Here is a 21,396-nt window from a genome sequence, read left to right on the forward strand (position 1 = left end):
GAATGGCGGCGACGGTCAGCCGACCGGATCGGCGCGTAGTTCTCTCCGCGCGGATGGATGTTGAGGCCGCCAGGATGAGCATTAGAGCGAGAAGTGCGACTGCCGCGATGGTTTTCATATCGAGTGTCCTCCGGCTCATTAAGGGCAGCTCTATTGGAGCACCTCTCGGCTGCGCATGGCAATAGAGCTGGTTCTATTTGGCTGTATCTCTCAACTCTGGAAATATGGCTACTCTTAATTAGGACTGCATGCGGCATGGTGAAGAGAGGGCACCCAAGCGACATGAGCGGATACCGAGAAGTAGCGGCCCACCTGCGCGAAGCCATCAATCGAGGCGAGTCCCTGCCCGGAGCGACGCTTCCCAGGCAGGAGGAGTTGGCCAGTCGTTACGGCGTGAACATCAAAACGATCCGCAAGGCAGTGAACTTGCTGGAAGCGGAGGGGCTTGTCACCGCGATTCGTCGGCGCGGGACCGTCGTTCGGGAACGGCCGCCCATGCGTCGGATGGGCGTGGAACGGTACTCGAAGAAGAAGTGGAAGTACGGCGATACGGTCGCATTCATCGCCGACCGCGAGGCATCCGACCGACCGTGGCAGCGAAGCGACCAAACACAGACCGTTGCCTTGGTTGAGGCAGACGCAGAAGTGGCGGAAGCCTATGGGCTGGAGCCGAATTCGCCGATATACGAGCGAGCGCGCACCGTACGGGACGCTGGACGGCCAACGCATACGCTCACGAGCTACTACCTTCCAAAGATTGTCGAGGGCACACCGCTGGTGGACCCAACGCCGGGCCCTGCAGGTCGGGGCGGCGGCTTTGAAGTGCTCACGTTGCAGGGCTACGAACCCGACCACATGTCGGAAACGATCTTCGCGCGGATGCCCACTCCCGATGAGGCGGATGGCTTGGAACTGCCCGCCGGTGAGCCTGTCATGATCCTCACGCGCCGTACCTATACCTCGAATGATGTCCTGATCGAGTTCGCCCGCGGGGTGCATGCGGCATCTCGCTTCTCATGGACGTACGACTTCACACTGCCCGAGTAGAGGAGCAGCCGATGCCCATGGCGACCGTGCCTGCGGAATACCGCACAGCTGTGGAATGCCTCTGGGACTACAACCAGATGCATCAGGAGCCACGCCCCGTCGATGTCGGAATTGGACTCGGTGGCCACGACATCGGCGTCGCGACCTACGCTGCGGATCTCTATCGGGCGGGTGCCTTCCCGTTGATCGTGTTCACGGGCGCGAACGCACCGACGACCGTGGGCCGATTCCCGCGCGGCGAGGCGGTGCACTTCCGTGAGCGGGCCATCGAGCTGGGAGTGCCGGCGGAGGCGATCCTGGTCGAGCCCGAAGCGACGAATACGGGGGACAACATCGAACTCACTCGTGCTCTGCTCGGCGAGCGGGGCTACTTGGACTCGATCAAGTCGGTGATGCTGATTTCCCGGCCCTATCAGCAGCGCCGCAGCTATGCCATCTGCCGGAAGCGATGGCCCGAAGTGGAAGTGGTCTGCGGATCTCTCCCGCTGGAACTCGATGACTATGTGGCGAGAATCGGCGATGTCGATCGTGTCATCAACATGCTTGTCGGCGACACTCAGCGGATTTGGGTCTATCCCGAAAAGGGATGGGCCGTAGAGCAAGCCGTGCCTTCCGACGTTCGGGCCGCGTTCACATCCCTGGTCGAGGCGGGATTTGTTCGGCGGCTGCTCCTTGGATGACCCATCTCGACGATTGACCGGAACAATGGCTGATTGCTGAAAGGTTGCTATTGTTGCCGGTCGGTGGTTCACGGAAGCATCGAGGAGGCGTTGTGGGGCTTGCTTACCTGCGGTCGGATGCGGATCGGGCGTTCGGGGTCGGGACGGGGAGAGTTGTTTTGCGTGAGGGGCTGTCCGCGGTGGGGGATATGGCCGGGGCGGTACGGGCGGGGCGTGGGTGGAGTCGGGTGCGGGCTCCGTACTGGATGGCGAGGCGATTTCTGGGTGCGGCTGGGCGGCCGTTGTCGGACGACGCGCTGATTCGGCTGGAGTTCGCTGTTCCGGGTGGGAGCGCGCCGATCATGGTGCGCCGCAACCAGAGTGACCTGCTCATTCTGTGGCAGATCTTTCTGCGGCGGTTCTATGAGCTGGACCGCGTGTACGCGCTGCGAACCCGGATCGACAGCCTGGACACCATTGTCGACCTGGGCGGCAACACCGGTCAGGCCGCAGCCTATCTGACCGCTCGCTATCGGCCGCGACGGCTGCTGACCGTGGAGCCGATCGACGAGAGTCGCGCCGTGCTGCAACGTAATCGGGAGCTGTCAGGGCTGGACTGGATCGTGGAGGACTGTGCGGTCGGGGGCCGCGAGGGCGAGCTCGAATTCGCCGTCAGTGAATTCTGGGACACGTGCACCGCGGTCCCGGAGGTGTTCGAATTGCGACGGCAGCGGCCCTGGCGGTTGGAGAATCAGTTGGAGCTCCCGCCCCGAAAGGTGACCGCGCGCACCGTCGGTGAGCTGTTGGAGCGGCACGGCATCACCCACGTCGACCTGCTGAAGGTCGATGTGGAGGGCAGCGAGGTCGATATCTTCGCCGCGCCGCAGCCGTGGATGCGACAGGTCGACCGGGTGGTGCTGGAAGTCCACGACAAGTACATCGACGGCGACATCGTTCGAAACACCATGAAGCAAGCCGGATTCCACCGTATCGCGCCACGGCTCCCCGATCCGCCGGGCTTCAATCCGGTGGAGCTGTACTGGCGCGACGGACTGCCCGAGTGATCCCCGCCCGCCCGGCCGCCATCGTGTTCGACTGCGACGGAACCCTTGCCGATACCCACGATTGCGTCCGCGGGGCCGTCGACCAGATCTTCGAGCGGCGCGGACGCCGCTGTCCCGACGCCCTCGCCGCGGCGGCGACCAGCGGACTGGGATTGACCGCGCTGCAAACACTGATCGCGGACGCGCTGGACACCTCGGCACCGGACATCGGTGACGAACTCCTGGCCGCGCTGATCGAGGCCGTGCCGCGCACCGCGACCGCGCTCACCGGCGCGGTCGAACTCGTCACCGCCGCCGCGGCGGTCCGCCCGGTCGCGATAGCCAGCAATTCACCCAGGGCGCTGCTCGACGCCACACTCGCGCACACCCGGCTGGCGGGCCTCGCGCACCTCACCCTGGCCGGTGACGAGGTGGCGGCCCCGAAACCCGCCCCCGACCTCTATCGCACAGCCTGCGCGCGGCTCGGCGCGCTGCCGGTTGCGGCGGTGGCGTTCGAGGACAGCGCCATCGGGGTCGCCGCCGCCCGCGCCGCGGGGCTCACTGTCATCGGCGTCGGCGCAGCGGCGGATTCCCTGTCCGCCCACGCCCACCATCGCCACCTCACCGATCCGGCGATCCGCCGGTGGGTCGACGACATCGGTGCGGATCGGTGCGCTGGGTGAAACCGAACCGCCCCCGAACAGGGTTCACCCCGCCAGGTCCGTACCCCTCGTACCGGACCTGGCGGGGTGGTGTGGGCCGGGTGGTCAGCCCGGCATCTTGAAGGGGTCGTGGTCGGCCATGAGCTTTTCCATGCGGGCCTCGTCGATGCGGCTGTTCACCTTGCTCGACTCGTGTTGATCGCGAACTACTTTCGCGAGGGTGAAGGTGCTGCTGACCAGGAACAGGCCGGTCATGAGCAGAAAACCACGCTGCCAGATATCCAGTGGCAGGTAGATGATGCCGATGATGGTGGCGGAGAAGGAGATTCCGAAGGCGATTGCCGCTTGGGCCAGAAATGCGTTGGTGCTCTTGGTGGTTGCGCCCGAAGTGCTCATGGGTCAGAAGTCTGTCGATCAGCGCCGCTCCGCGACCGGGTATGACTACTCGAGTGCCGTGCGTAGATGTCGTAACCGACACGCCGGAGTCGTAGCGGCTCTCACATACCGAGGTCCACGGTTTCGGGCGCGGGGCCGCCATACTGGACCGGTGCTTGACACCGCCCGCGTCCTGACGCGGCTGCGCGCTCGCGGAGCCGTGTATTTCAAGCACGGCAAAGGCAAGCGGGTCGGGGCCGTCATCCGGCGGGCCGAGGAGATCATCGACCTCAACCACACCGGCCTGGTCGTGGCCACCATCTTCTTCGCCTGGTCGGTGACGCCGTCGCTGGTGCCGCGCGACTGGCTGTTCCAGGGGTTGATCTCCGGCATCAATGCCGCGCTCGGGTACGGGGTCGGCTGCATTCTGCAGTGGCTGTTCTACAAGTGGATCCGGCCGCAGCTGACCATGATCGGCACCCCGCCGGTGCTGGTGCGCGATCTCGTGAAGATCGCGATCGTGCTGTCCTGCATTCTGTTCGCCGCCTACATGCTGGTCATGTCCGCCGACTGGCAGCGCGAGATCTACAGCCTCATGGGTATGGAGGGCACCAGCCGCGCCGCCTACCTGCGCACCGGCGGACTGAGCCTGCTGGTCGGCGTCATCGTGGTGGCCGTGTATCGCACGCTGCGGGAACTGGTGCGGTTCATCGCCCGTCAGCTCAGCCGGTGGGTGAAGGTGCCGCCCACGCTCGCGCCCGCCACGGGGGCGCTGCTGCTCACCATTCTCATCGTCACCCTGTTCAACGGCGTGGCCACGAGTGCCTTCTTCTCGGTCGCCAACTCGGCGTTCAGCGTCCGCAACGACACCAAGAGCGATTTCGCGCGGCAGCCGACCCTGCCCGAACGCTCCGGCAGCCCGCAGTCGCTGGCCAAATGGGAGACCCTCGGATTCGAGGGCCGCTGGTTCGTCGCGCATGGGCCGGACCCGCTGTTGATCTCCGCGCTCACCGGAAAGCCCGCGCGCGAACCGATCCGGGTGTACGTGGGGCTCGAATCCGGTGGGCGCGAGATGACCCAGGAGCAGCTGGCCGTCGCCGAACTCGAGCGCACCGGGGCCTTCGACCGCAAGGTGCTGGTCATCGTCACCACCACCGGCACCGGCTGGGTGAACTCCATGAGCGCGGCCGCGCTCGAGTACATGTACGGCGGCGACACCGCCATCCTGGCCTCCCAGTACTCGTATCTGCCCAGCGTGCTGTCCTTCCTCGCCGACCGCCAGAAGGTGGCGGTCGCGGGCAAGAAGATGTTCGACGCGGTGTACGAGCGCTGGTCCTCGCGACCCGAGAACGCCCGCCCCAAACTGCTGGTCTACGGCGAGAGCCTGGGCTCCCAGGGCTCCGAATCCGCCTTCACCGGCCTCGCGGATCTGCGTTCCAAGGTGAACGGCGCGCTCTGGGTCGGCCCGCCCAACTCCAACCGGCTCTGGGAGCAGTTCGTCTCCCGCCGCGACCCCGGCACCCGCGAGGTGGACCCCATCTACGCCGACGGTCTGGTGGTCCGCTTCGCCGCCCAGGCCGCCGACCTGGAGAAGCCGTCCCCGGACTGGCGCTATCCCCGCATCGTCTACCTCATGCACCCGTCGGACCCCATCGTCTGGTGGTCCCCTGATCTCCTGTCCTCCCAACCGGATTGGCTCTCCGAACCGCGCGGCTCCGACGTCTCCAGCCAGATGCGCTGGTGGCCCTTCGTCACCTTCTGGCAGGTCGCGGCCGACCTCACCAACGCCCAGGGCGTCTCCGACGGCCACGGCCACCGCTACGGCTCCCTCGTCCTCGACGGCTGGGCCGCCATCGCCCCACCCGAGGACTGGACCCCCGAACTCCGCGAAAAGATCCGCGTCCAGATCGAATTGGCCGAGGATTTCGAACGCGTGGTCAAGTAACCGATGCCGACCCCGCTGAAACTGGCGAAAGCGACTGCGGCAGCGGCACTTCCACTGGCCTGGGCAAACTACGCCCTGCCCGCCCTCGGCCTGCGTATCCGCGGCCGCAGCGCCGCCAACGCCACCGCGGCCACGATCTACGCGACGGTCTTCCACGGCACACCGAACTGGCTGTCCACGCGCGGTCTCCGGACCGGTGGCAGCGCCGCCGCACTCATCCTCACCGGATACGGTGTGGCCCTGTCCATTCCATCCGTCCGGCGACACCTGGCAGAGTTGGACCGCAGCCCCGAGGTGTCCCACGCCGAATGGGCGAGCACCCACATCCCCGGCGGCACCGTCTACAGCGAGGAACTCGTCTACCGCGCCACCCTGAACCCGATCCTGGACGACACCTTCGGCGACCACGGAAAGTGGCTGGGCGCACTGGTTTTCGGATTCGCCCACATTCAACCGGCGCGCTCCGTCGGCGATCCGGTCCCGGCCACCGTCGCGGTCACCGCCCTCGCCGGCCTCGCCTTCGACGAACTCCGCTGCCGCACCGGCAGCGCTACCGCTCCCGCCCTGGCGCATCTGGCGCTGAACGCAGGAGGCGCACTGGCCCCCGCCGTCGCCCGGCGCATCGAACACATCCGCACGGTCCGCATGGGCGCCTCGTGGCGCGGCTGGCGCTTCCGCAACCGGTAGCTCCACCCGGCGATATCGCCCACAGCGGCGGGGTCAGCGCGGAATGCTTCGGTGCAGGTCGGTGGCTGCTCGAATCACCAGTGCGGCAAGGAGAAACGCGAGGGCGTTGACGACCACGTCGGTGAGGAGGCCGATCCATTCCAGGTGGGTGCGATCCCAGTCGCCTGTCCGGTAATTGCGGACGGAGAAGGGGTAGGGGTAGCCACGCACGATCGTGTCCACGCTGCGGCAGCACCAGTGGTGGTGGCTGATGAACCAGGTCGCGGCGGTGAGCACCGCACCGGCCGGAACGGCGACGGCCCACAGTGATCGAGGCAGCGGGCGCGCGACCAGCAGCGCCAGGCAGGCCACCGTGCCGAACAGCGGGGTGAGGAAGAACCGGCCCTCGGGAGATACCAGCGGGTTGCCGCCCATCGGGAAATCGAACCAGCCCTCCGGATGCTTGTCCGGATCCTGGTGGTACACGCTCGAATACGCTCTGGCGCACAGCATCATCACGGCGAGCCACGCGGCCGTCACCACGAGCCGGTAGCCCGTCCGGCTTCGGGCGAACGCCGAGATTCGACGCATCGTGACCGCGTCGCGAAACCATGCCATGCTCACCACGGCCCCTCCCCGTAACCTCGCTCCCCGCACCATAACCGCCGGGCATCGCATATCGGCGTCGGTGCGCGGCGGTAGCCTCGCTGACGTGGCACGACAGGCGAAGGTGGATCCGGGGGAATTGCGGGCCGCGGTGGCGGCCGTGGGGGAGTGGCTGCGGGACGAGTCGGTGGAGAAGCCGGAGCGGGCCGTGGTGGCGGCTGCGGTGCGGGCGACCGCGCGGACACTGGCCGGGGATGCGCCGGGTGGGTCGGTCGAGGTGCGGGTGCCGCCGTTCGTGGCGGTGCAGTGCATCGAGGGGCCTCGGCATACGCGGGGGACGCCGCCGAATGTGGTGGAGACCGATGCTCGGACGTGGTTGCTGCTCGCGACGGGGCTGCTGGCGTTCGACGCCGCGCTGGAGGCAGGGGTGCTGACGGCTTCGGGTTCGCGGGCCGGCGAGGTCGCGCGATGGCTGCCGATCGCCCAGATATGAAGCGGCGCAGGTGACCTGGGGCCGCCTGCGCCGGGACATCGGGTGGGTCAGGGTTGGACGGCGGGCTCCCCGCGGTCGTTGACGGGCTTGCGCTCCAAGCCTTTTCGATCGTAGAAGGACGTGATGAGCAGGCCGAAGACGACGCCGATGGTCAGGCCGAGGGCTGCCATCCAGAAGCCTCGGGTCAGGCCGGCCTGACCGCTGCCGTCGAAGTAGAGGATGGCTCGGGTGCCCAGGAAGACCTGGTGCATGGGTTCGAAATTGGCGAGCCAGCCGAAGTACTTGGGGGTGGCCTCGATCGGGACCGTGCCGCCCGAGGACGGCAGGCCCAGGATGATGAAGATGATCAGGTTGATGATCAGGCCCGCCGTGCCCACGGCCGCCAGGATCGAGGTGCAGGTGACGCCCACCGCGATGATGACGAACGCGCCGTAGAGGAACAGGGCCAACGGTTTCGAGAAGGGCATGCCCAGCCATCTGCCGATGCCCATGAGCGCACCGGACACCAGGATCGCCATCACCACCACCGCCGCCCACTTGATCAGCAGTGTCTTCACGCGCGAGATCGGGGTGCGCGGGAAATGCAGATACCACGGCCCCCACTCGGTGGGCAGGAAGCCCAGGGCCGAATCGATCAGCTGGTGAATGATCATCGCGCCCACCATGCCGACAAGCAGAAGCAGCAGGCTGTAGAAGAACGCCGTCAGACCCTCGCCGGAACCACCCGGCAGCGGCCAGAACTGCTCGACCACCAGGTTCAGCGGGTTGGCCAGCGCGATCCGGGTGGCCGCGCTCAACTCCGGTGCGGGCGGCCCGCCCGGCGGCGGTGTGAGCTGCTGGTTCACCTGCGCGGTCAGTTGCTGTCCGACCTGCTTGTCCACCTGGGTGAGCGCTTCCTCACCGAACTTCTGCACGATCGCCGTCGCGAAGGCGCCCGTGCGCGGATTGGTTTGCAGTGTCAGCACCGGCTGCGAGATCTCGCCGGGCACCACACTGCCCACGCCGAGAATGCCGAGCCGCTTGGAGAAGTCGCTCGGGATGATGATGGTGCCGTACACCTGTGCGTTCTGCATCTGCAGCTGCGCCTCGTTGATGCCGAGCTCGCGCAGGTCGATCTTGTCGGCCGGTACGGCCTGCTTCAAGCCGTCCGCGACCTGATCGCCGAAGTTGACATGCTTGACGGTCCCGTCGGCGCCCGTTATGTCGTCGCCCACATCCTGATTCACCAGCGCGATCGGGAAATCATGCAGGTTCTTCTCCGGATCGACGACATAGTCCAGGTACATGACGCCGAGCAGCGAGGCCAGCAGCGTGACGACCACGATCGGAAACGCCCACTTGAGCGGTGTCAGGCGGCGCGGTGGACGGGGTTCCGAGGTCTCAGTCGTCGTCACGTTCGAAAGCTAACAGCAAACGGCTCGCCAACAGCGTTATCCCAGCGGTGGGTTGTTATGTGAATACCCGTACTATGGGTCTCGCCCCCCGCCCGCCGAACAGGGAGCAAACGGTGACACTGCCCCCCGACGCCACCACCCCCGACCAGGACGAGAACGAACCCCGCGAGGAATGCGGAGTCTTCGGAGTCTGGGCGCCGGGCGAGGATGTGGCCAAGCTCACGTACTACGGACTCTACGCACTACAGCATCGCGGTCAGGAGGCGGCCGGTATCGCCGTCGCCGACGGTTCGCAGGTGCTGGTGTTCAAGGATCTCGGCCTGGTCAGCCAGGTCTTCGATGAACAGACCCTCGCGGCGATGCCCGGCCATGTGGCCGTGGGTCACTGCCGCTACTCCACCACCGGATCCACCACCTGGGAGAACGCGCAGCCGATCTTCCGCACCACCGCGGTGGGCACCGGACTCGCCCTGGGCCACAACGGAAATCTGGTCAATACGGCCGAATTGTCCGCGCGCGCACGGGAACTCGGACTCATCAGCGGACGCCTCGCCGGGAATCTCGGCGCGACCTCCGACTCCGATGTGATGACCGCGCTGCTCGCGCACGCGGCCGCCGACAAGAGCATCGAGCAGGCCGCCATGGAGCTGCTGCCGACGCTGCGCGGCGCCTTCTGCCTCACCTTCATGGACGAGCAGACGCTGTACGCCGCCCGTGATCCGTGGGGCATCCGGCCGCTGTGCCTGGGCCGTCTGGACCGCGGCTGGGTGGTCGCCAGCGAAACCGCGGCACTCGATATCGTCGGCGCCTCCTTCGTGCGCGAGATCGAGCCGGGCGAACTGCTGGCGATCGACGCCGACGGTGTGCGGTCGATGCGTTTCGCCAACCCCGAACCCAAGGGCTGCGTCTTCGAATTCGTGTACCTGGCGCGCCCCGACTCGACCATCTCCGGTCGTTCGGTGCACGCCACCCGCGTGGATATCGGCCGTCGGCTCGCCAAGGAGCATCCGGTCGAGGCCGATCTGGTCATCCCGGTTCCGGAATCCGGCACCCCGGCCGCGGTCGGGTACGCGCAGGGCTCGGGCGTGCCCTACGGCCAGGGTCTGATGAAGAACGCCTACGTGGGCCGCACCTTCATCCAGCCCAGCCAGACCATCCGCCAGCTCGGCATCCGGCTCAAACTGAACCCGCTGCGCGAGGTCATCCGCGGTAAGCGGCTCATCGTGGTCGACGACTCCATCGTGCGCGGCAACACCCAGCGCGCCTTGATCCGCATGCTGCGGGAGGCGGGCGCGCTGGAGATCCACGTGCGCATCGCCTCGCCGCCGGTCAAGTGGCCGTGCTTCTACGGCATCGACTTCGCCTCGCGGGCGGAGCTGATCGCCAACGGCGCGGGACCCGATGGCATCGAAGGCGATTCGCTCGACGAGATGGTGGAGGGGGTGCGCCGCTCCATCGGCGCGGACAGCCTCGGCTACATCTCCATCGACAGCATGATCGCGGCCACCGAACAGCCGCGCACGCGTCTGTGCGCCGCCTGCTTCGACGGCGAGTACCCGATCGGCCTGCCCACCGAGGCTGCCATCGGCAAGAACCTCTTGGAGGGCATGCTCAATGGCGCGAGCCAGACCGAGCTGCTCGCCGACAACGCCAACGCGAGCGCGCTGAGCCGTCCGTAACCGCTCGAGCTCTCCTGTGCCCCGCCCCCTTCCGGGGGCGGGGCACAGTTGTTTCAGAAGGGGGTTACCGGCGGCGGAAACGCGGCGGGGCATTGTCGGATTCGGGGGAGGTTTTCCGGTGCCGCCGGGCAGCCGATGGGCGTGTCGTTTACGTCCGGGCGTGTCGCGAAAATTGGTTTGCTGGAATGAAACTGGTCCGTCTCATTGAATGAGACACGGCTCCGCTCGAGTGGTTATAACCGCTGGCAAGAGCCCGCAGGCCACGGGGTCGCGGGAGAGAAGCGGGCCGAATCCCCTGTCGCACTTGGGTCATCGTCTCCGTCGGGAAAATGACCGATATGTGATCCGTTTGTTCGTAAACGCAACACACCGGCAACGCCACGCCGATACTGTGCCCAGCCAAACGGAGTTCAGGCGGTGCGTCCGCGGCCTGTGATCCAGGCCGCCGTACCGTGTGTCGAGAGCGGGGCAGTGATGCGCGCGAAAAGTGTTGCGGCGATTGGATTCGCCGCGCTGACGGTGCTAGCAGTGGCGGGATGTGGTGCGGGCAGAACCGGCGAGGGAGGTGGAGGGGCGGGCCTGGTCATCGGGACCACCGACAAGATCTTCACCCTCGACCCGGCCGCGGCCTACGAAAACGGTTCCCTCGCAGTGGAAACGCAGGTCTATTCATTCCTGCTCAACTTCGCTCCGGGCAAGACCACCCCGGAGCCGGACGCGGCCGAGAAGTGTGAATTCAGCACACCGACCGTCTACACCTGCAAACTCAAGCCGAACCTGAAGTTCGCCAACGGAAACCCGTTGACCGCCAACAGCGTCAAGTTCTCCTTCGACCGCATGGTGGGCATCAACGACCCCAACGGCCCGGCCGTACTGCTCACCAACCTCGCCAAGACCGACGTGGTCGACGAGCTCACGGTGAACTTCACCCTCAAGGTCGCCAACGACCAGACCTTCCCGTCCGTGCTGCCCACCCAGGCCGGCCCCATCGTCGACGAGAAGGTGTTCCCCGCGGACCGGGTGCTGGGCGACGACGAGGTCTGGAAGGCGCAGCCCTTCTCCGGCCCGTACACCATCACCAGCTACGACAAGAACAAGCTCGTCGAATACGAGGCCAACCCGGACTACAACGGCCTGTTCGGCGCACCCAAGACCAAGACCGTCTCCGCGAAATACTATGAGAGCCCGGAGAATCTGAAGCTCGACGTGCAGAACGGGGCCATCGACGTGGCCTACCGCTCGCTCAGCCCCACCGATATCGCCTCGCTGCGCAACGACCCCAAGGTGACCGTGCACGACGGGCCCGGCGGCGAACTGCGGTACATGGTGTTCAACCTGAACACCATGCCCGGCGACACCCCGGCGCAGAAACTCGCCGTCCGCAAGGCCGTCGCCTCCAGCATCGACCGGGATGCCCTGTCGCAGAACGTGTACGAGGGCACCTTCACCCCCGCCTACTCCTCGGTCCCGCAGGGCGTCGAGGGCGCGACCGAACCGTTCAAGGACATCTACGGCGCCAAGCCGAATCGCGACGCCGCGGCCAAGTTCCTGTCCGACGCGGGCGTCACCACACCGGTGCAGATCAACCTGCAGTACAACCCGGATCACTACGGCGACACCAGCTCCGAGGAATACGCCGCCATCAAGACCCAACTCGAAGCCACCGGCCTGTTCCGCGTGAACCTGCAGTCCACGGAGTGGGTGAGCTACCAGAAGGAACGCGTCCAGGACGCCTACCCGGTGTTCCAGCTCGGCTGGTTCCCCGACTTCCCCGACGCCGACAACTACCTGACACCGTTCTTCGCGCCGAACAACTTCCTGCAGAACCACTTCGACGTGCCCGCCATCACCGCGCAGCTCACCGCCGAGGCCACCGAATCCGACCCGGCCAAGCGCAAGGCCATCCTCGCGCAGGTACAGCGGGACATGGCCGCCGACCACATCTCCATCATTCCGCTGCTGTCCGGCAAGAACATCGCCGTAGCGGGCACCGGGGTCCAGGGCGTCGCCAGCACCCTGGATCCGTCGTTCAAGTTCCGGTACGGCGTACTGAGCAAGTGAGCGACGCCGTCAAGGACCGCGGGCCGGAAACCCCGGCCCGCAGTCGTCGCACGCTCCCGCGAATCGCACTGCCGGGAGCCGACTCTCGCTACGGGGCGCTGCTGCGATACCTCGGTATCCGGCTCGCGCTGATCCCGGTCACGGCCTGGATCCTGGTGACCATCGTGTTCGTCATGCTGCGCGTCATCGGCGACCCCATCACCGCCTCCATGGGCGGGCGCATGAGCGCCGAGCAGATCGAGATCCGCAAGGAGGCCGCCGGGCTGAATCGCCCACTGCACGTGCAGTATTGGGAGTACATCAGCGGCCTCGCCCGCGGCGACTTCGGATACACGCAGAACAAGCGGGCGGTCAGCGACGTCATCGTCACCTACGGGGCCGCCACCGCCGAACTGGTGTTCTGGGCGCTGCTCGTCGCCTTCGCCGTCGGCATCCCGCTCGGCAGATACGCTGCCACACGCCGGGATTCGGCCGCCGACGTCGGACTGCGGCTGTTCGGCATCCTCGCCTACGCCGCACCCGTGTTCTTCGTGGGCCTGCTGCTCAAACTGCTGTTCGCGGTGAAACTCGGGTGGCTGCCCGTCTCCGGGCGGGCCAGCCCGGCCGTCGAACTGCAGCTGCAGCACGTGTCACCCAAGACCAATGTGATGGTGATCGACGCAATCCTGTACGGCGACATGGGAAATCTGGTCGACGTGCTGAAACACGCGGTGCTGCCCGCGCTCGCGCTCGGACTGCTCACTGCGGGGGTGTTCCTGCGGCTGGTGCGGATCAATCTGATCCAGACCCTGCGCAGCGACTACGTGGATGCCGCACTGGCACGCGGGGTTTCGCGGCGGATGGTCACCCGCCGCCACGCCTTCCGCAACGCGCTCATCCCCGTCGTCACCGTCATGGGGCTGCAGATCGCCATGCTGCTCGGCGGCGCGGTGCTCACCGAGCGCACCTTCGAATGGAAGGGCCTGGGCAACGAACTCGCGCTCTACATCGGGCAGCGGGACTTCCTGGCCATCCAGGGCATCGTCGCCTTCATCGCGATCCTGGTCGCGGTGATGAGCTTCTTCGTCGACGTCATCGTCGCCATGATCGACCCGAGGGTGAGGTTCTGATGGCCACGCCGGAAGTACTCGTCGAACCCGCCGCGCTGCCGCCGGTGCCGCCCCGGCGCGGCCTGCCCGGGCTGCGCCTGTTCGCCATGACCGCCGGATTACAGCGCGTCACACTGATTTTCGGGCTCGCGCTGGTGGCGGTGTTCGTCTTCATCGCCGTCTTCGCGCCGCTGCTCGCGCCCTACGGGCTGGCGCAGAACAATGTCGACGGCACCCAGTTCGCGAAACTGGAGCCGCCGTCGGCGGAACACCTGTTCGGGACCTCGGTCCGGCAGGAGGATGTGCTCTCCCGCGTGCTGTACGGGGCGCGCACGGCGCTGGCGGTCATCGCCATCTCACTGGTGCTGTCGCTGTTCGTCGGCGTCCCACTGGGATTGGTGTCCGGCTACGTCGGGCGCTGGCTCGATCGCGTGCTCGTACTCGTCATGGACGCCATGTACGGATTCCCGTCGCTGCTGCTCGCCATCGTCGTATCCGTCGCGGTGGCGGGCGGGGAATCCAGTGCCGCGGGCGGCATCATGGCGGCGGCCATCGCCATCACCGTCATCTTCGTACCGCAGTACTTCCGGGTGACGCGCAATGCCACCATCGCCGTCAAACACGAACCGTATGTGGACGCCGCGCGTGTCACCGGGGCGGGCACGGCGCGAATCCTGTTCCGGCACATCCTCGCCAACGTCACCCAGTCGCTGCCCGTGATCATCACGCTCAACGGCGCGGAAGCCATCCTGACGCTGGCCGGACTCGGCTTCCTCGGCTTCGGCATCGAACCGACCCAGGCCGCCGAATGGGGCTACGACCTCAACAAGGCACTCGGCGACGTGTCCAACGGCATCTGGTGGACCAGCGTCTACCCGGGCCTGGCCATCGTCATCGTGGTGCTCGGAATGACCCTGGTGGGTGAAAGTCTCAACGAGGTGCTCAACCCGTTGCTGCGCACCCGCCGCGGGGTGACCGCCGTCGTGGGCGTGACCGTGCCGGCGGGCACGGCCACGGCGGCGGATCTCGAAGTCGCCGCCGCCCTGGATCAGGCGGTCGAGGAAAAGGAGGCCCGAGCTGATGAGTGAGCAAGCGGCACCGGCGCTTTCGGTGAAGGGCCTTTCGGTCACCTTCGCCACCGACGCCGGGCCCGTCAACGCCGTGTGCTCGGTGTCGTACCAGGTGTTCCCCGGCGAGGTGCTCGCCGTCGTCGGGGAATCCGGGTCCGGGAAATCGGTGAGCTCGCGCACCGCCATCGGGCTGCTGCCGCCGACCGCGCAGGTACGGGGGCTGGTCACGCTCGGCACCGACAAGATCACGTCGATGAGCGAGAAACAGCTCACCGCGGTGCGCGGGGGAGCGATCTCCATGGTGTTCCAGGAGCCCGGCAGTGCGCTGGACCCGCTGTACACCGTCGGATATCAGATCTCGGAAGCCCTTCGCGCGCACCGGGACATGAAGAAGAAGCAGGCGCGGGCGCGGGCCGTCGAACTGCTGCGGATGGTCGGACTGCCCGATCCGGACGAGCGGGTCGACTACTACCCGCATCAACTCTCCGGCGGGCAGAAGCAGCGCGTCATGATCGCCATCGCCATCGCCTGCGAACCCAAGGTGATCATCGCCGACGAACCCACCACCGCACTCGACGTGACCGTGCAGGCCGAAATCCTGGAACTGCTGCGGGATCTGCGCGATCGCATCGGCAGCGCCATCGTGCTCATCACCCACAACATGGGCGTGGTCGCCGATCTCGCGGACCGCGTCGTGGTGATGCGCGCGGGGGAGGTGGTCGAGGAAGCACCCGTCGACGAACTCTTCGCCAACCCGCGACACGAGTACACCCGGGCGTTGCTCGCGGCCGTTCCGCACCTGGGCGCGAGCAGGATTCGCGATCAGGTGACGGCCGTGACATGCGCGACCGAACCCGCCGCGGACGACAGGCCGGTACTGGCGAAGGCGGTCCCGCCGGTGCCCGACGCGCCGGTGCTCGACATCGCCGACCTGGTGGTCGAATTCCACGGTGCGCTGGGCCGCACCGCCTTTCGCGCAGTCGACGCGGTGAACCTCACCATCGGGCGGGGCGAAACCCTCGGCCTGGTGGGCGAATCCGGCTCCGGGAAATCCACCATCGGCCGGTGCGTGGCGGGACTGCAGCGCGCCACCTCCGGCGCGATCCGGGTGCAGGGCGTGGACATCGCGCGCATGTCGGAGAAACAGCTCCGGCCGATGCGCAAGCGGCTGGGTTTCGTGTTCCAGGATCCGGCCACCTCGCTCAACCCGCGCCTCACCGTCGGCGACTGCGTGGCCGAACCGCTCATCGTGCACCGCACCCTCACCGGGACGGCCCTGCGCGAGCGCGTCCGCCATCTCCTCGACGACGTCCAACTCCCCGCCGGCACCGAGAAGCGCTACCCACACGAATTGTCCGGCGGGCAGCGACAGCGCGTCAGCCTCGCCCGCGCCCTCGTCCTCAACCCGGATCTGCTCATCGCCGACGAGCCGACAAGCGCCCTGGACGTCTCCGTCCAGGCGAAGGTCCTCGAGCTCTTCGCCCAACTCCAAGCCGAATGCGGATGGGCGTGTCTGTTCATCAGCCACGACCTCGCCGTCGTCGACCAACTCGCCGACCGCATCGCCGTGCTGTGCCGCGGCGCGGTCGTCGAACAGGGCACCCGCGACGAGATCCTGCGACACCCCACCGAGGAGTACACCCGCCGCCTCGTAGCCGCTGTTCCCGTGCCGGACCCGATCGAACAACGCCGTCGCCGCACCGAATCCGCCGCGTTGTTCACCGCTGATCACACCGCTTGACACCGATACGAGTGCAGAGGCGTTATTCGGCTCAGGTACCGTGAGCAGGCAACTATCCAACGAATCGGCTTGGAGTTCTCCCCCAACATGACTGAACAGACACCCAGTGCGGCCGGTGCCTCGTACGCGGCGGCCGGAGTGGATATCGAGGCCGGCGACCGGGCAGTCGAACTGTTCGCGCCACTGGCCAAGAAGGCCTCCCGGCCCGAAGTACAGGGTGGACTCGGCGGATTCGCCGGACTGTTCGCACTGAAGGGCGGGTACAAGGAGCCGTTGCTGGCCTCCTCCACCGACGGCGTCGGCACCAAGATCGCCGTCGCCCAGGCGCTCGACAAGCACGACACCATCGGCCTCGACCTGGTCGCCATGGTCGTCGACGACCTCGTGGTGTGCGGCGCCGAACCGCTGTTCCTGCAGGACTACATCGCCGTCGGCAAGGTCGTCCCCGAGCGGGTCGCCCAGATCGTCGCGGGCATCGCCGAAGGCTGCGTGCAGGCTGGTTGCGCCCTGCTCGGTGGCGAGACCGCCGAGCACCCCGGCCTCATGGGCCCGGACGACTACGACATCTCCGGCACCGGTGTCGGCGTCGTGGAAGCCGACGCCGTGCTCGGCCCCGACCGCGTCCGCCCCGGCGACGTCGTCATCGCCATGGGCGCCTCGGGCCTGCACTCCAACGGCTACTCGCTGGCCCGCAAGGTGCTGCTCGACATCGACCGCATGTCCCTCACCGGGCACGTCGAGGAATTCGGCCGCACCCTCGGCGAGGAACTGCTCGAGCCCACCAAGATCTACGCCAAGGACTGCCTGGCCCTCATCGCCGAAACCGACGTGCGCACCTTCAGCCACGTCACCGGCGGCGGCCTCGCCGCCAACCTGGCCCGCGTCCTGCCCGCCGGCCTGGTCGCCGAACTCGACCGCGGCACCTGGAACCCGGCCCCCGTCTTCAAGATGATCGCCCAGCGCGGCCGCGTCGAGCGCGCCGAAATGGAGAAGACCTTCAACATGGGCGTCGGCATGGTCGCCGTCGTGGCCCCCGAGGACGCCGACCGCGCCCTGGCCGTCCTCACCGCCCGCCACATCGACTGCTGGACCCTCGGCACGGTCAAGAAGGCCAAGGACGCCGACGCCGCCCGCGCCGTCCTACTGGGCGACCACCCGCGCTTCTGAGCAAACGCAATCCGGCCCCGACCACTCGAAAGTGGCCGGGGCCGGACTGCGTTCGGCGTGCGGTTCCAGCGGTGCGGTGCAGGAGATCCGAGTGCAGAGCATCGCACTCGACAGTGGGTGCACCACAGGGGGATTCGGGCTTTGTGGCCCGGATGTCCCGAATGCGAGCACGGCTCAGGGGAATCGCGGATGGTGCCCGAGAGTCCTGGGAGCGTGCGTCCCAGGGGGTTCGGGGGCGCAGCCCCTGAGGATCCCGGGAGTGGGATGTGCACCAAGTTGCCCGCCCGGTGAGGGGCGGGGCGTGGTGTTCTACAGCAAGCCTTCGAATGGGCCGTGCTCGGTGCTTTCCAACGTGTTAAAGGGGAGGCCTGTCACGGCCTCCCCTTTACAACGTCGATGAATCCGAGTCAGCGGCGCCAGTCGTCGTAGTCGTTGTCGTCGTTCCAGCTCGACAGCGAATCGTCCGCGTCTTGCTCGTCGGAGACCTTCACACCGCCCAATGGTGAGTCGGTGGAGCTACCCGACAGCTCGCGCTGAAGGCTCGCGAAGTCGGTCGATGGCGAGCTGTACTTGAGCTCACGTGCGACCTTGGTCTGCTTTGCCTTAGCCCGGCCACGGCCCATGGCTGACCCCCTCGCGTCACTGCGGGGCGGCCTGGGGTGGGTTGGCGGCCCCGTTCGAATTAATAATCTTCCTGACAGACACTTTAGCGTGTGTCTCGCGGTCGCGCTTCCAGGAGTGGGTGAGAAACCATCGAAGTGCCGCCCCGGGCCCTGCGGGACCGGGGTCGAGGAAGCTCCGAGCGGGGGTTACAGCACCCCGGGAATCGCCCGGATTATGCCGACTCGGGCGCCGCCACCCAGCACCGCGGGAGTCGCCAGTTCCGCATGGGCATCGGTCCATTCGACGCCCATACGCTGCAACAGCGCGAGTGTGAGGGGCAGCCGCGCGCGGTCCGCGCCGTCGTCGATCTTGTAGGCGAACGATGAGCCGTCGGGCAACGCGCCCGCATGCACACCGTCCGCGCCGATTTTGCACACCAGACCCGGAGTCGCCGTCATCACGCGCAGATCCGGGCCGTCCGTGCCGGAAATCACTCGCGGATGCGCGCGAATCGCATCCGCCACCCGGCGTTCCGGGGTATCCGAGGGGGCTGTCGCCAGCGTCGCGTACGCGCGGGCCAGATTCACCAGCGACACCGGCACGATCGGCAGGCCGCAGCCGTCGATACCGAGATCCGTCTCCGGCTCACCGGTGACATCGGCGATCGTGTCCAGCACCGCGCGCTGCAGCGGGTGCGCGGTGTCCAGGTAGCCGCGGGTCGGCCAGCCGTTGATGCTGCAGGTCGCGAGCATGGCGGCGTGCTTGCCCGAGCAGTTCATGTAGACGCGGCGGGCCGCCTTGCCGCGCTCGTGACCGGCCAGCGCCTGGGCGCGAGCCTGCTCGTCGAAGGGCAGATCCGGCGGGCACTCCAGCTCGTCCTCGGTGAAACCGAAACGATCCAGCAGGCGCTGCACCAGCTCCACGTGATCCGGCTCGCCGAAATGCGAGGCCGTCGCAATGGCCAGCTCGGCGTCGTCGACCGGCTCGAAACCATTGCGCAGCAGGGTCAGCGCCTGCATCGGCTTGTTGGTGGACCGCGGGAAGATCGGGCCGTGCACCGCGCCGACCTCCACGACCGGCTCGCCGCTCGGATCCAGCACCACCGCCGAACCGCGATGCACGCACTCCCGGAAGCCGGAGCGCACCACCTCGACCAGATCCACGCTCATGCCTGAACCCCCTGCGCGCGGGCCGCGTTCGCGTGACGGCGGCGGTGCCGGTCGATCTGCATGCGCACATCGTCGGAGAGGGTGGGCTCCGACGCCAGCAGCAGATCCAGGCGCTCCGGGTCGGTGCCCGTGAACAGGTCTCGCACGGTGATGCCGTGCGCGGGCGTGTGCACGATCCGGACCTCGTCGCCCGCGCCGATCGCGCCCTCGGTCAGCACACGGAAGTACGCGCCCGTATCCGATTGCAGGGTGAAGCGTCTCACCCACTGGTGCTCGCCGGTGCGCCACTGGAACGTGGCGCACGGGACGCGCGGCGCGGACACCTCCAGCAGGGTGTCGCCGATGGCCCAGCGCGCGCCGACAACGGCGTCGCTCACGGGAAGCCCACGCAGGCGCAGGTTTTCACCGAACCAGCCCGCGGGCAGGTCGCGGCCCAGTTCACTCGCCCAGCGCTGGGCGTCCTCCTCGGCGTAGGCGTACACGGCCTGGTGCACGCCGCCGTGATGTTTGGTGTCGCAGACGTGATCACCCTCGAGACCCAGCCCGCGCACCGGAACCCGGTGCGGCACGGGACGTTTGTCGATGGCCGTGCGGCCCACCTTCGACGAGCGCGCGGGCACCTCGAGTTCGGCGTGCACCACGCACACCGCCAGCACCTGCCCGATCACCGGCCGCGCAGCTTCTCGACGGCGAGCCGGCCCGCTTGCGGCTCGTCATGGGAGGGAACGGAATCCGCGTCGATGGCGGCCGCGCACGGGCCCGCCTCCAGCGCGGTGTCGGCGGGGATGTTGCGCTTGATCAGAGCCAGGGCGATCGGGCCGAGTTCGTAGTGGTCGACCACGGTGCCCAGGACGCCCACCGTGCGGCCACCCGCCGTCACCGGGGTGCCCGGCTCCGGGCGGGAGTCGTTGGAACCGTCCAGGTGCAGCAGCACCAGATGCCGGGGCGGCTTGCCCAGATTGTGTACGCGGGCCACCGTCTCCTGACCGCGGTAGCAGCCCTTGTTCAGGTGCACGGCGCCGAATTCGGCCGGGCCGCCGATCCAGTTCACCTCGTGCGGAATCGTGCGGTCGTCGGTGTCCACGCCGATGCGCGGCCGCAGCGCCGCCACCCGCAGCGCCTCGAAGGTCCAGCTGCCCGCCGGTTCGGCGCCGGCCGCACGCAGCCGCGTCCACCAGGTGACCAGCTGATCGCGGGGCACGACCAGATCGAAGGAATCCGCTGTGGGCCACGGCATCCGGCGGAGGAATCCGCCGCCCGGCAGCGCGAGGGCGCGATTCGTCTCGGGAAGGCTTGCCACGCCCAGGGTTTCGATGAGCTCGGCGGTGCGGGGACCGAGCACGCTCAGCACCGCGTGATCGGCGGCGGCGACCGGCTTGGCATCGGCCCAGAAGACCATCTTCTGCAGGAAGTCCAGCAGCGCCTGCCCGCGCTCGGCCTCGGTGTCGATCCAGACCGTCCCGTCCAGGTCGGTCAGCACGAAGTGGTGCTGCACCCGCCCGTTGAGATCGAGATCCAGATTCTCGGTGGACTCACCGTCGCGCAGATCGGCCACGGCCTGACTGGAGATGGTATGCAGCCACGACAGCCGCTCTTTCCCGGTGATGGCGATGACGAATCGATGCGACCGATCCACCACCGCGACCCGCTGGACCGCGGCACGCTGCTCGCCGAGCGGATCACCGTAATGCCAGGCGACTGCGGCATCGGGTGACCCGGGCAGCCCCGCGACAGCCCCTGGAACCTGAAGAATCGGACTGGGTGCAACCTCGAAGGACACAAGACCACAGTACTGGTGCTCGGTTCGGCGGTTGCGACCCCACATACCGCTGGAGCCGTCAAGTGCTGCATACAGCCCGGTCACGGCCGTTTCGGACGTGGTGAGACCGCTCCACCCCGGAAAGACGAGGGCCGAAGCGCGGCCGAGA

The 21,396-nt window shown here is 67.4% G+C and carries 20 protein-coding genes; 13 read left to right on the forward strand and 7 right to left on the reverse strand.

Annotation, left to right across the window (positions count from 1 at the left end):
- Nucleotides 1-282: 282 nt before the first annotated feature.
- From JK358_RS24525 to JK358_RS24540, 4 genes are all read left to right on the forward strand, one after another.
- Complete coding sequence (locus JK358_RS24525; RefSeq protein WP_201951029.1) at nt 283-1,047, forward strand: GntR family transcriptional regulator; 765 nt, start codon at nt 283-285, stop codon at nt 1,045-1,047.
- Nucleotides 1,048-1,058: 11 nt separating this feature from the next.
- Nucleotides 1,059-1,727 (forward strand): YdcF family protein, encoded by a 669-nt coding sequence (locus tag JK358_RS24530; protein ID WP_201951031.1) that lies wholly within the window; start codon nt 1,059-1,061, stop codon nt 1,725-1,727.
- A gap of 245 nt (nt 1,728-1,972) precedes the next feature.
- Nucleotides 1,973-2,770 carry an FkbM family methyltransferase gene (locus JK358_RS24535; protein WP_232851787.1) on the forward strand — a complete coding sequence of 266 codons (798 nt, stop codon included), beginning with the start codon at nt 1,973-1,975 and terminating at the stop codon, nt 2,768-2,770.
- Complete coding sequence (locus JK358_RS24540) at nt 2,767-3,432, forward strand: HAD family hydrolase (protein ID WP_201951039.1); 666 nt, start codon at nt 2,767-2,769, stop codon at nt 3,430-3,432. Before JK358_RS24535 ends, JK358_RS24540 begins: the two co-directional genes overlap by 4 nt.
- An 84-nt stretch (nt 3,433-3,516) precedes the next feature.
- Here JK358_RS24540 and JK358_RS24545 read toward each other — a convergent pair whose 3' ends face one another.
- The gene (locus JK358_RS24545; RefSeq protein ID WP_201951040.1) at nt 3,517-3,807 is read right to left on the reverse strand and encodes a YiaA/YiaB family inner membrane protein; all 291 of its coding nucleotides are present in this window, start codon (nt 3,805-3,807) and stop codon (nt 3,517-3,519) included.
- Nucleotides 3,808-3,958: 151 nt separating this feature from the next.
- Here JK358_RS24545 and JK358_RS24550 point away from each other — a divergent pair, with 151 nt between their 5' ends.
- Both JK358_RS24550 and JK358_RS24555 read left to right on the forward strand, forming a co-directional pair.
- Nucleotides 3,959-5,731, forward strand: coding sequence for an alpha/beta hydrolase (locus tag JK358_RS24550; RefSeq protein WP_307817709.1), 1,773 nt, complete (start codon nt 3,959-3,961; stop codon nt 5,729-5,731).
- Between the two features lie 3 nt (nt 5,732-5,734).
- Nucleotides 5,735-6,418 carry a CPBP family intramembrane glutamic endopeptidase gene (locus tag JK358_RS24555; protein WP_201951042.1) on the forward strand — a complete coding sequence of 228 codons (684 nt, stop codon included), beginning with the start codon at nt 5,735-5,737 and terminating at the stop codon, nt 6,416-6,418.
- Nucleotides 6,419-6,451: 33 nt separating this feature from the next.
- Here JK358_RS24555 and JK358_RS24560 read toward each other — a convergent pair whose 3' ends face one another.
- A complete protein-coding gene (locus JK358_RS24560) occupies nt 6,452-7,015 on the reverse strand; it encodes a hypothetical protein (protein ID WP_232851788.1) in 564 nt (187 codons plus the stop codon).
- A gap of 94 nt (nt 7,016-7,109) precedes the next feature.
- On the opposite strand from JK358_RS24560, the gene JK358_RS24565 reads away from it, so the two are divergent.
- Nucleotides 7,110-7,496 carry a sterol carrier family protein gene (locus tag JK358_RS24565; RefSeq protein ID WP_307817710.1) on the forward strand — a complete coding sequence of 129 codons (387 nt, stop codon included), beginning with the start codon at nt 7,110-7,112 and terminating at the stop codon, nt 7,494-7,496.
- Between the two features lie 47 nt (nt 7,497-7,543).
- Here the strand turns inward: JK358_RS24565 and JK358_RS24570 are convergent, their stop codons facing one another.
- Nucleotides 7,544-8,890, reverse strand: a complete 1,347-nt coding sequence (locus JK358_RS24570; RefSeq protein WP_307817711.1) for a YhgE/Pip domain-containing protein — start codon at nt 8,888-8,890, stop codon at nt 7,544-7,546.
- Nucleotides 8,891-8,964: 74 nt separating this feature from the next.
- On the opposite strand from JK358_RS24570, the gene purF reads away from it, so the two are divergent.
- The 6 genes from purF to purM all read left to right on the forward strand — a co-directional run bounded on the left by purF (nt 8,965) and on the right by purM (nt 17,696).
- A complete protein-coding gene (gene purF / locus JK358_RS24575) occupies nt 8,965-10,569 on the forward strand; it encodes an amidophosphoribosyltransferase (protein ID WP_372440722.1) in 1,605 nt (534 codons plus the stop codon).
- 471 nt (nt 10,570-11,040) lie between these two features.
- Entirely contained in the window at nt 11,041-12,630 is a 1,590-nt protein-coding gene (locus JK358_RS24580) for an ABC transporter substrate-binding protein (RefSeq protein ID WP_372440713.1), read from the forward strand.
- Between the two features lie 98 nt (nt 12,631-12,728).
- Nucleotides 12,729-13,739 carry an ABC transporter permease gene (locus JK358_RS24585; RefSeq protein ID WP_232851866.1) on the forward strand — a complete coding sequence of 337 codons (1,011 nt, stop codon included), beginning with the start codon at nt 12,729-12,731 and terminating at the stop codon, nt 13,737-13,739.
- Nucleotides 13,739-14,806 carry an ABC transporter permease gene (locus JK358_RS24590; RefSeq protein ID WP_201951048.1) on the forward strand — a complete coding sequence of 356 codons (1,068 nt, stop codon included), beginning with the start codon at nt 13,739-13,741 and terminating at the stop codon, nt 14,804-14,806. The genes JK358_RS24585 and JK358_RS24590 overlap by 1 nt, the downstream gene beginning before the upstream one ends.
- On the forward strand, nt 14,799-16,529 hold the full coding sequence (locus tag JK358_RS24595) for an ABC transporter ATP-binding protein (RefSeq protein ID WP_372440714.1): 1,731 nt from the start codon (nt 14,799-14,801) through the stop codon (nt 16,527-16,529). Before JK358_RS24590 ends, JK358_RS24595 begins: the two co-directional genes overlap by 8 nt.
- Before the next feature lie 87 nt (nt 16,530-16,616).
- Nucleotides 16,617-17,696, forward strand: coding sequence for a phosphoribosylformylglycinamidine cyclo-ligase (purM, locus tag JK358_RS24600; RefSeq protein WP_201951049.1), 1,080 nt, complete (start codon nt 16,617-16,619; stop codon nt 17,694-17,696).
- A 407-nt stretch (nt 17,697-18,103) separates the two neighbouring features.
- Here purM and JK358_RS24605 read toward each other — a convergent pair whose 3' ends face one another.
- From JK358_RS24605 to ygfZ, 4 genes are all read right to left on the reverse strand, one after another.
- Nucleotides 18,104-18,319, reverse strand: coding sequence for a DUF3073 domain-containing protein (locus JK358_RS24605; RefSeq protein ID WP_201951050.1), 216 nt, complete (start codon nt 18,317-18,319; stop codon nt 18,104-18,106).
- A 186-nt stretch (nt 18,320-18,505) separates the two neighbouring features.
- Nucleotides 18,506-19,468 carry an asparaginase gene (locus JK358_RS24610; protein WP_201951051.1) on the reverse strand — a complete coding sequence of 321 codons (963 nt, stop codon included), beginning with the start codon at nt 19,466-19,468 and terminating at the stop codon, nt 18,506-18,508.
- The gene (locus JK358_RS24615; protein WP_201951052.1) at nt 19,465-20,136 is read right to left on the reverse strand and encodes an MOSC domain-containing protein; all 672 of its coding nucleotides are present in this window, start codon (nt 20,134-20,136) and stop codon (nt 19,465-19,467) included. The genes JK358_RS24610 and JK358_RS24615 overlap by 4 nt, the downstream gene beginning before the upstream one ends.
- Nucleotides 20,133-21,293 (reverse strand): CAF17-like 4Fe-4S cluster assembly/insertion protein YgfZ, encoded by a 1,161-nt coding sequence (ygfZ, locus tag JK358_RS24620; protein WP_201951504.1) that lies wholly within the window; start codon nt 21,291-21,293, stop codon nt 20,133-20,135. Before ygfZ ends, JK358_RS24615 begins: the two co-directional genes overlap by 4 nt.
- Nucleotides 21,294-21,396 lie beyond the last annotated feature (103 nt).

The sequence above is a fragment of the Nocardia acididurans genome, assembly GCF_016741815.1.
GTDB classification, from domain to species: Bacteria; Actinomycetota; Actinomycetes; order Mycobacteriales; family Mycobacteriaceae; genus Nocardia; species Nocardia acididurans.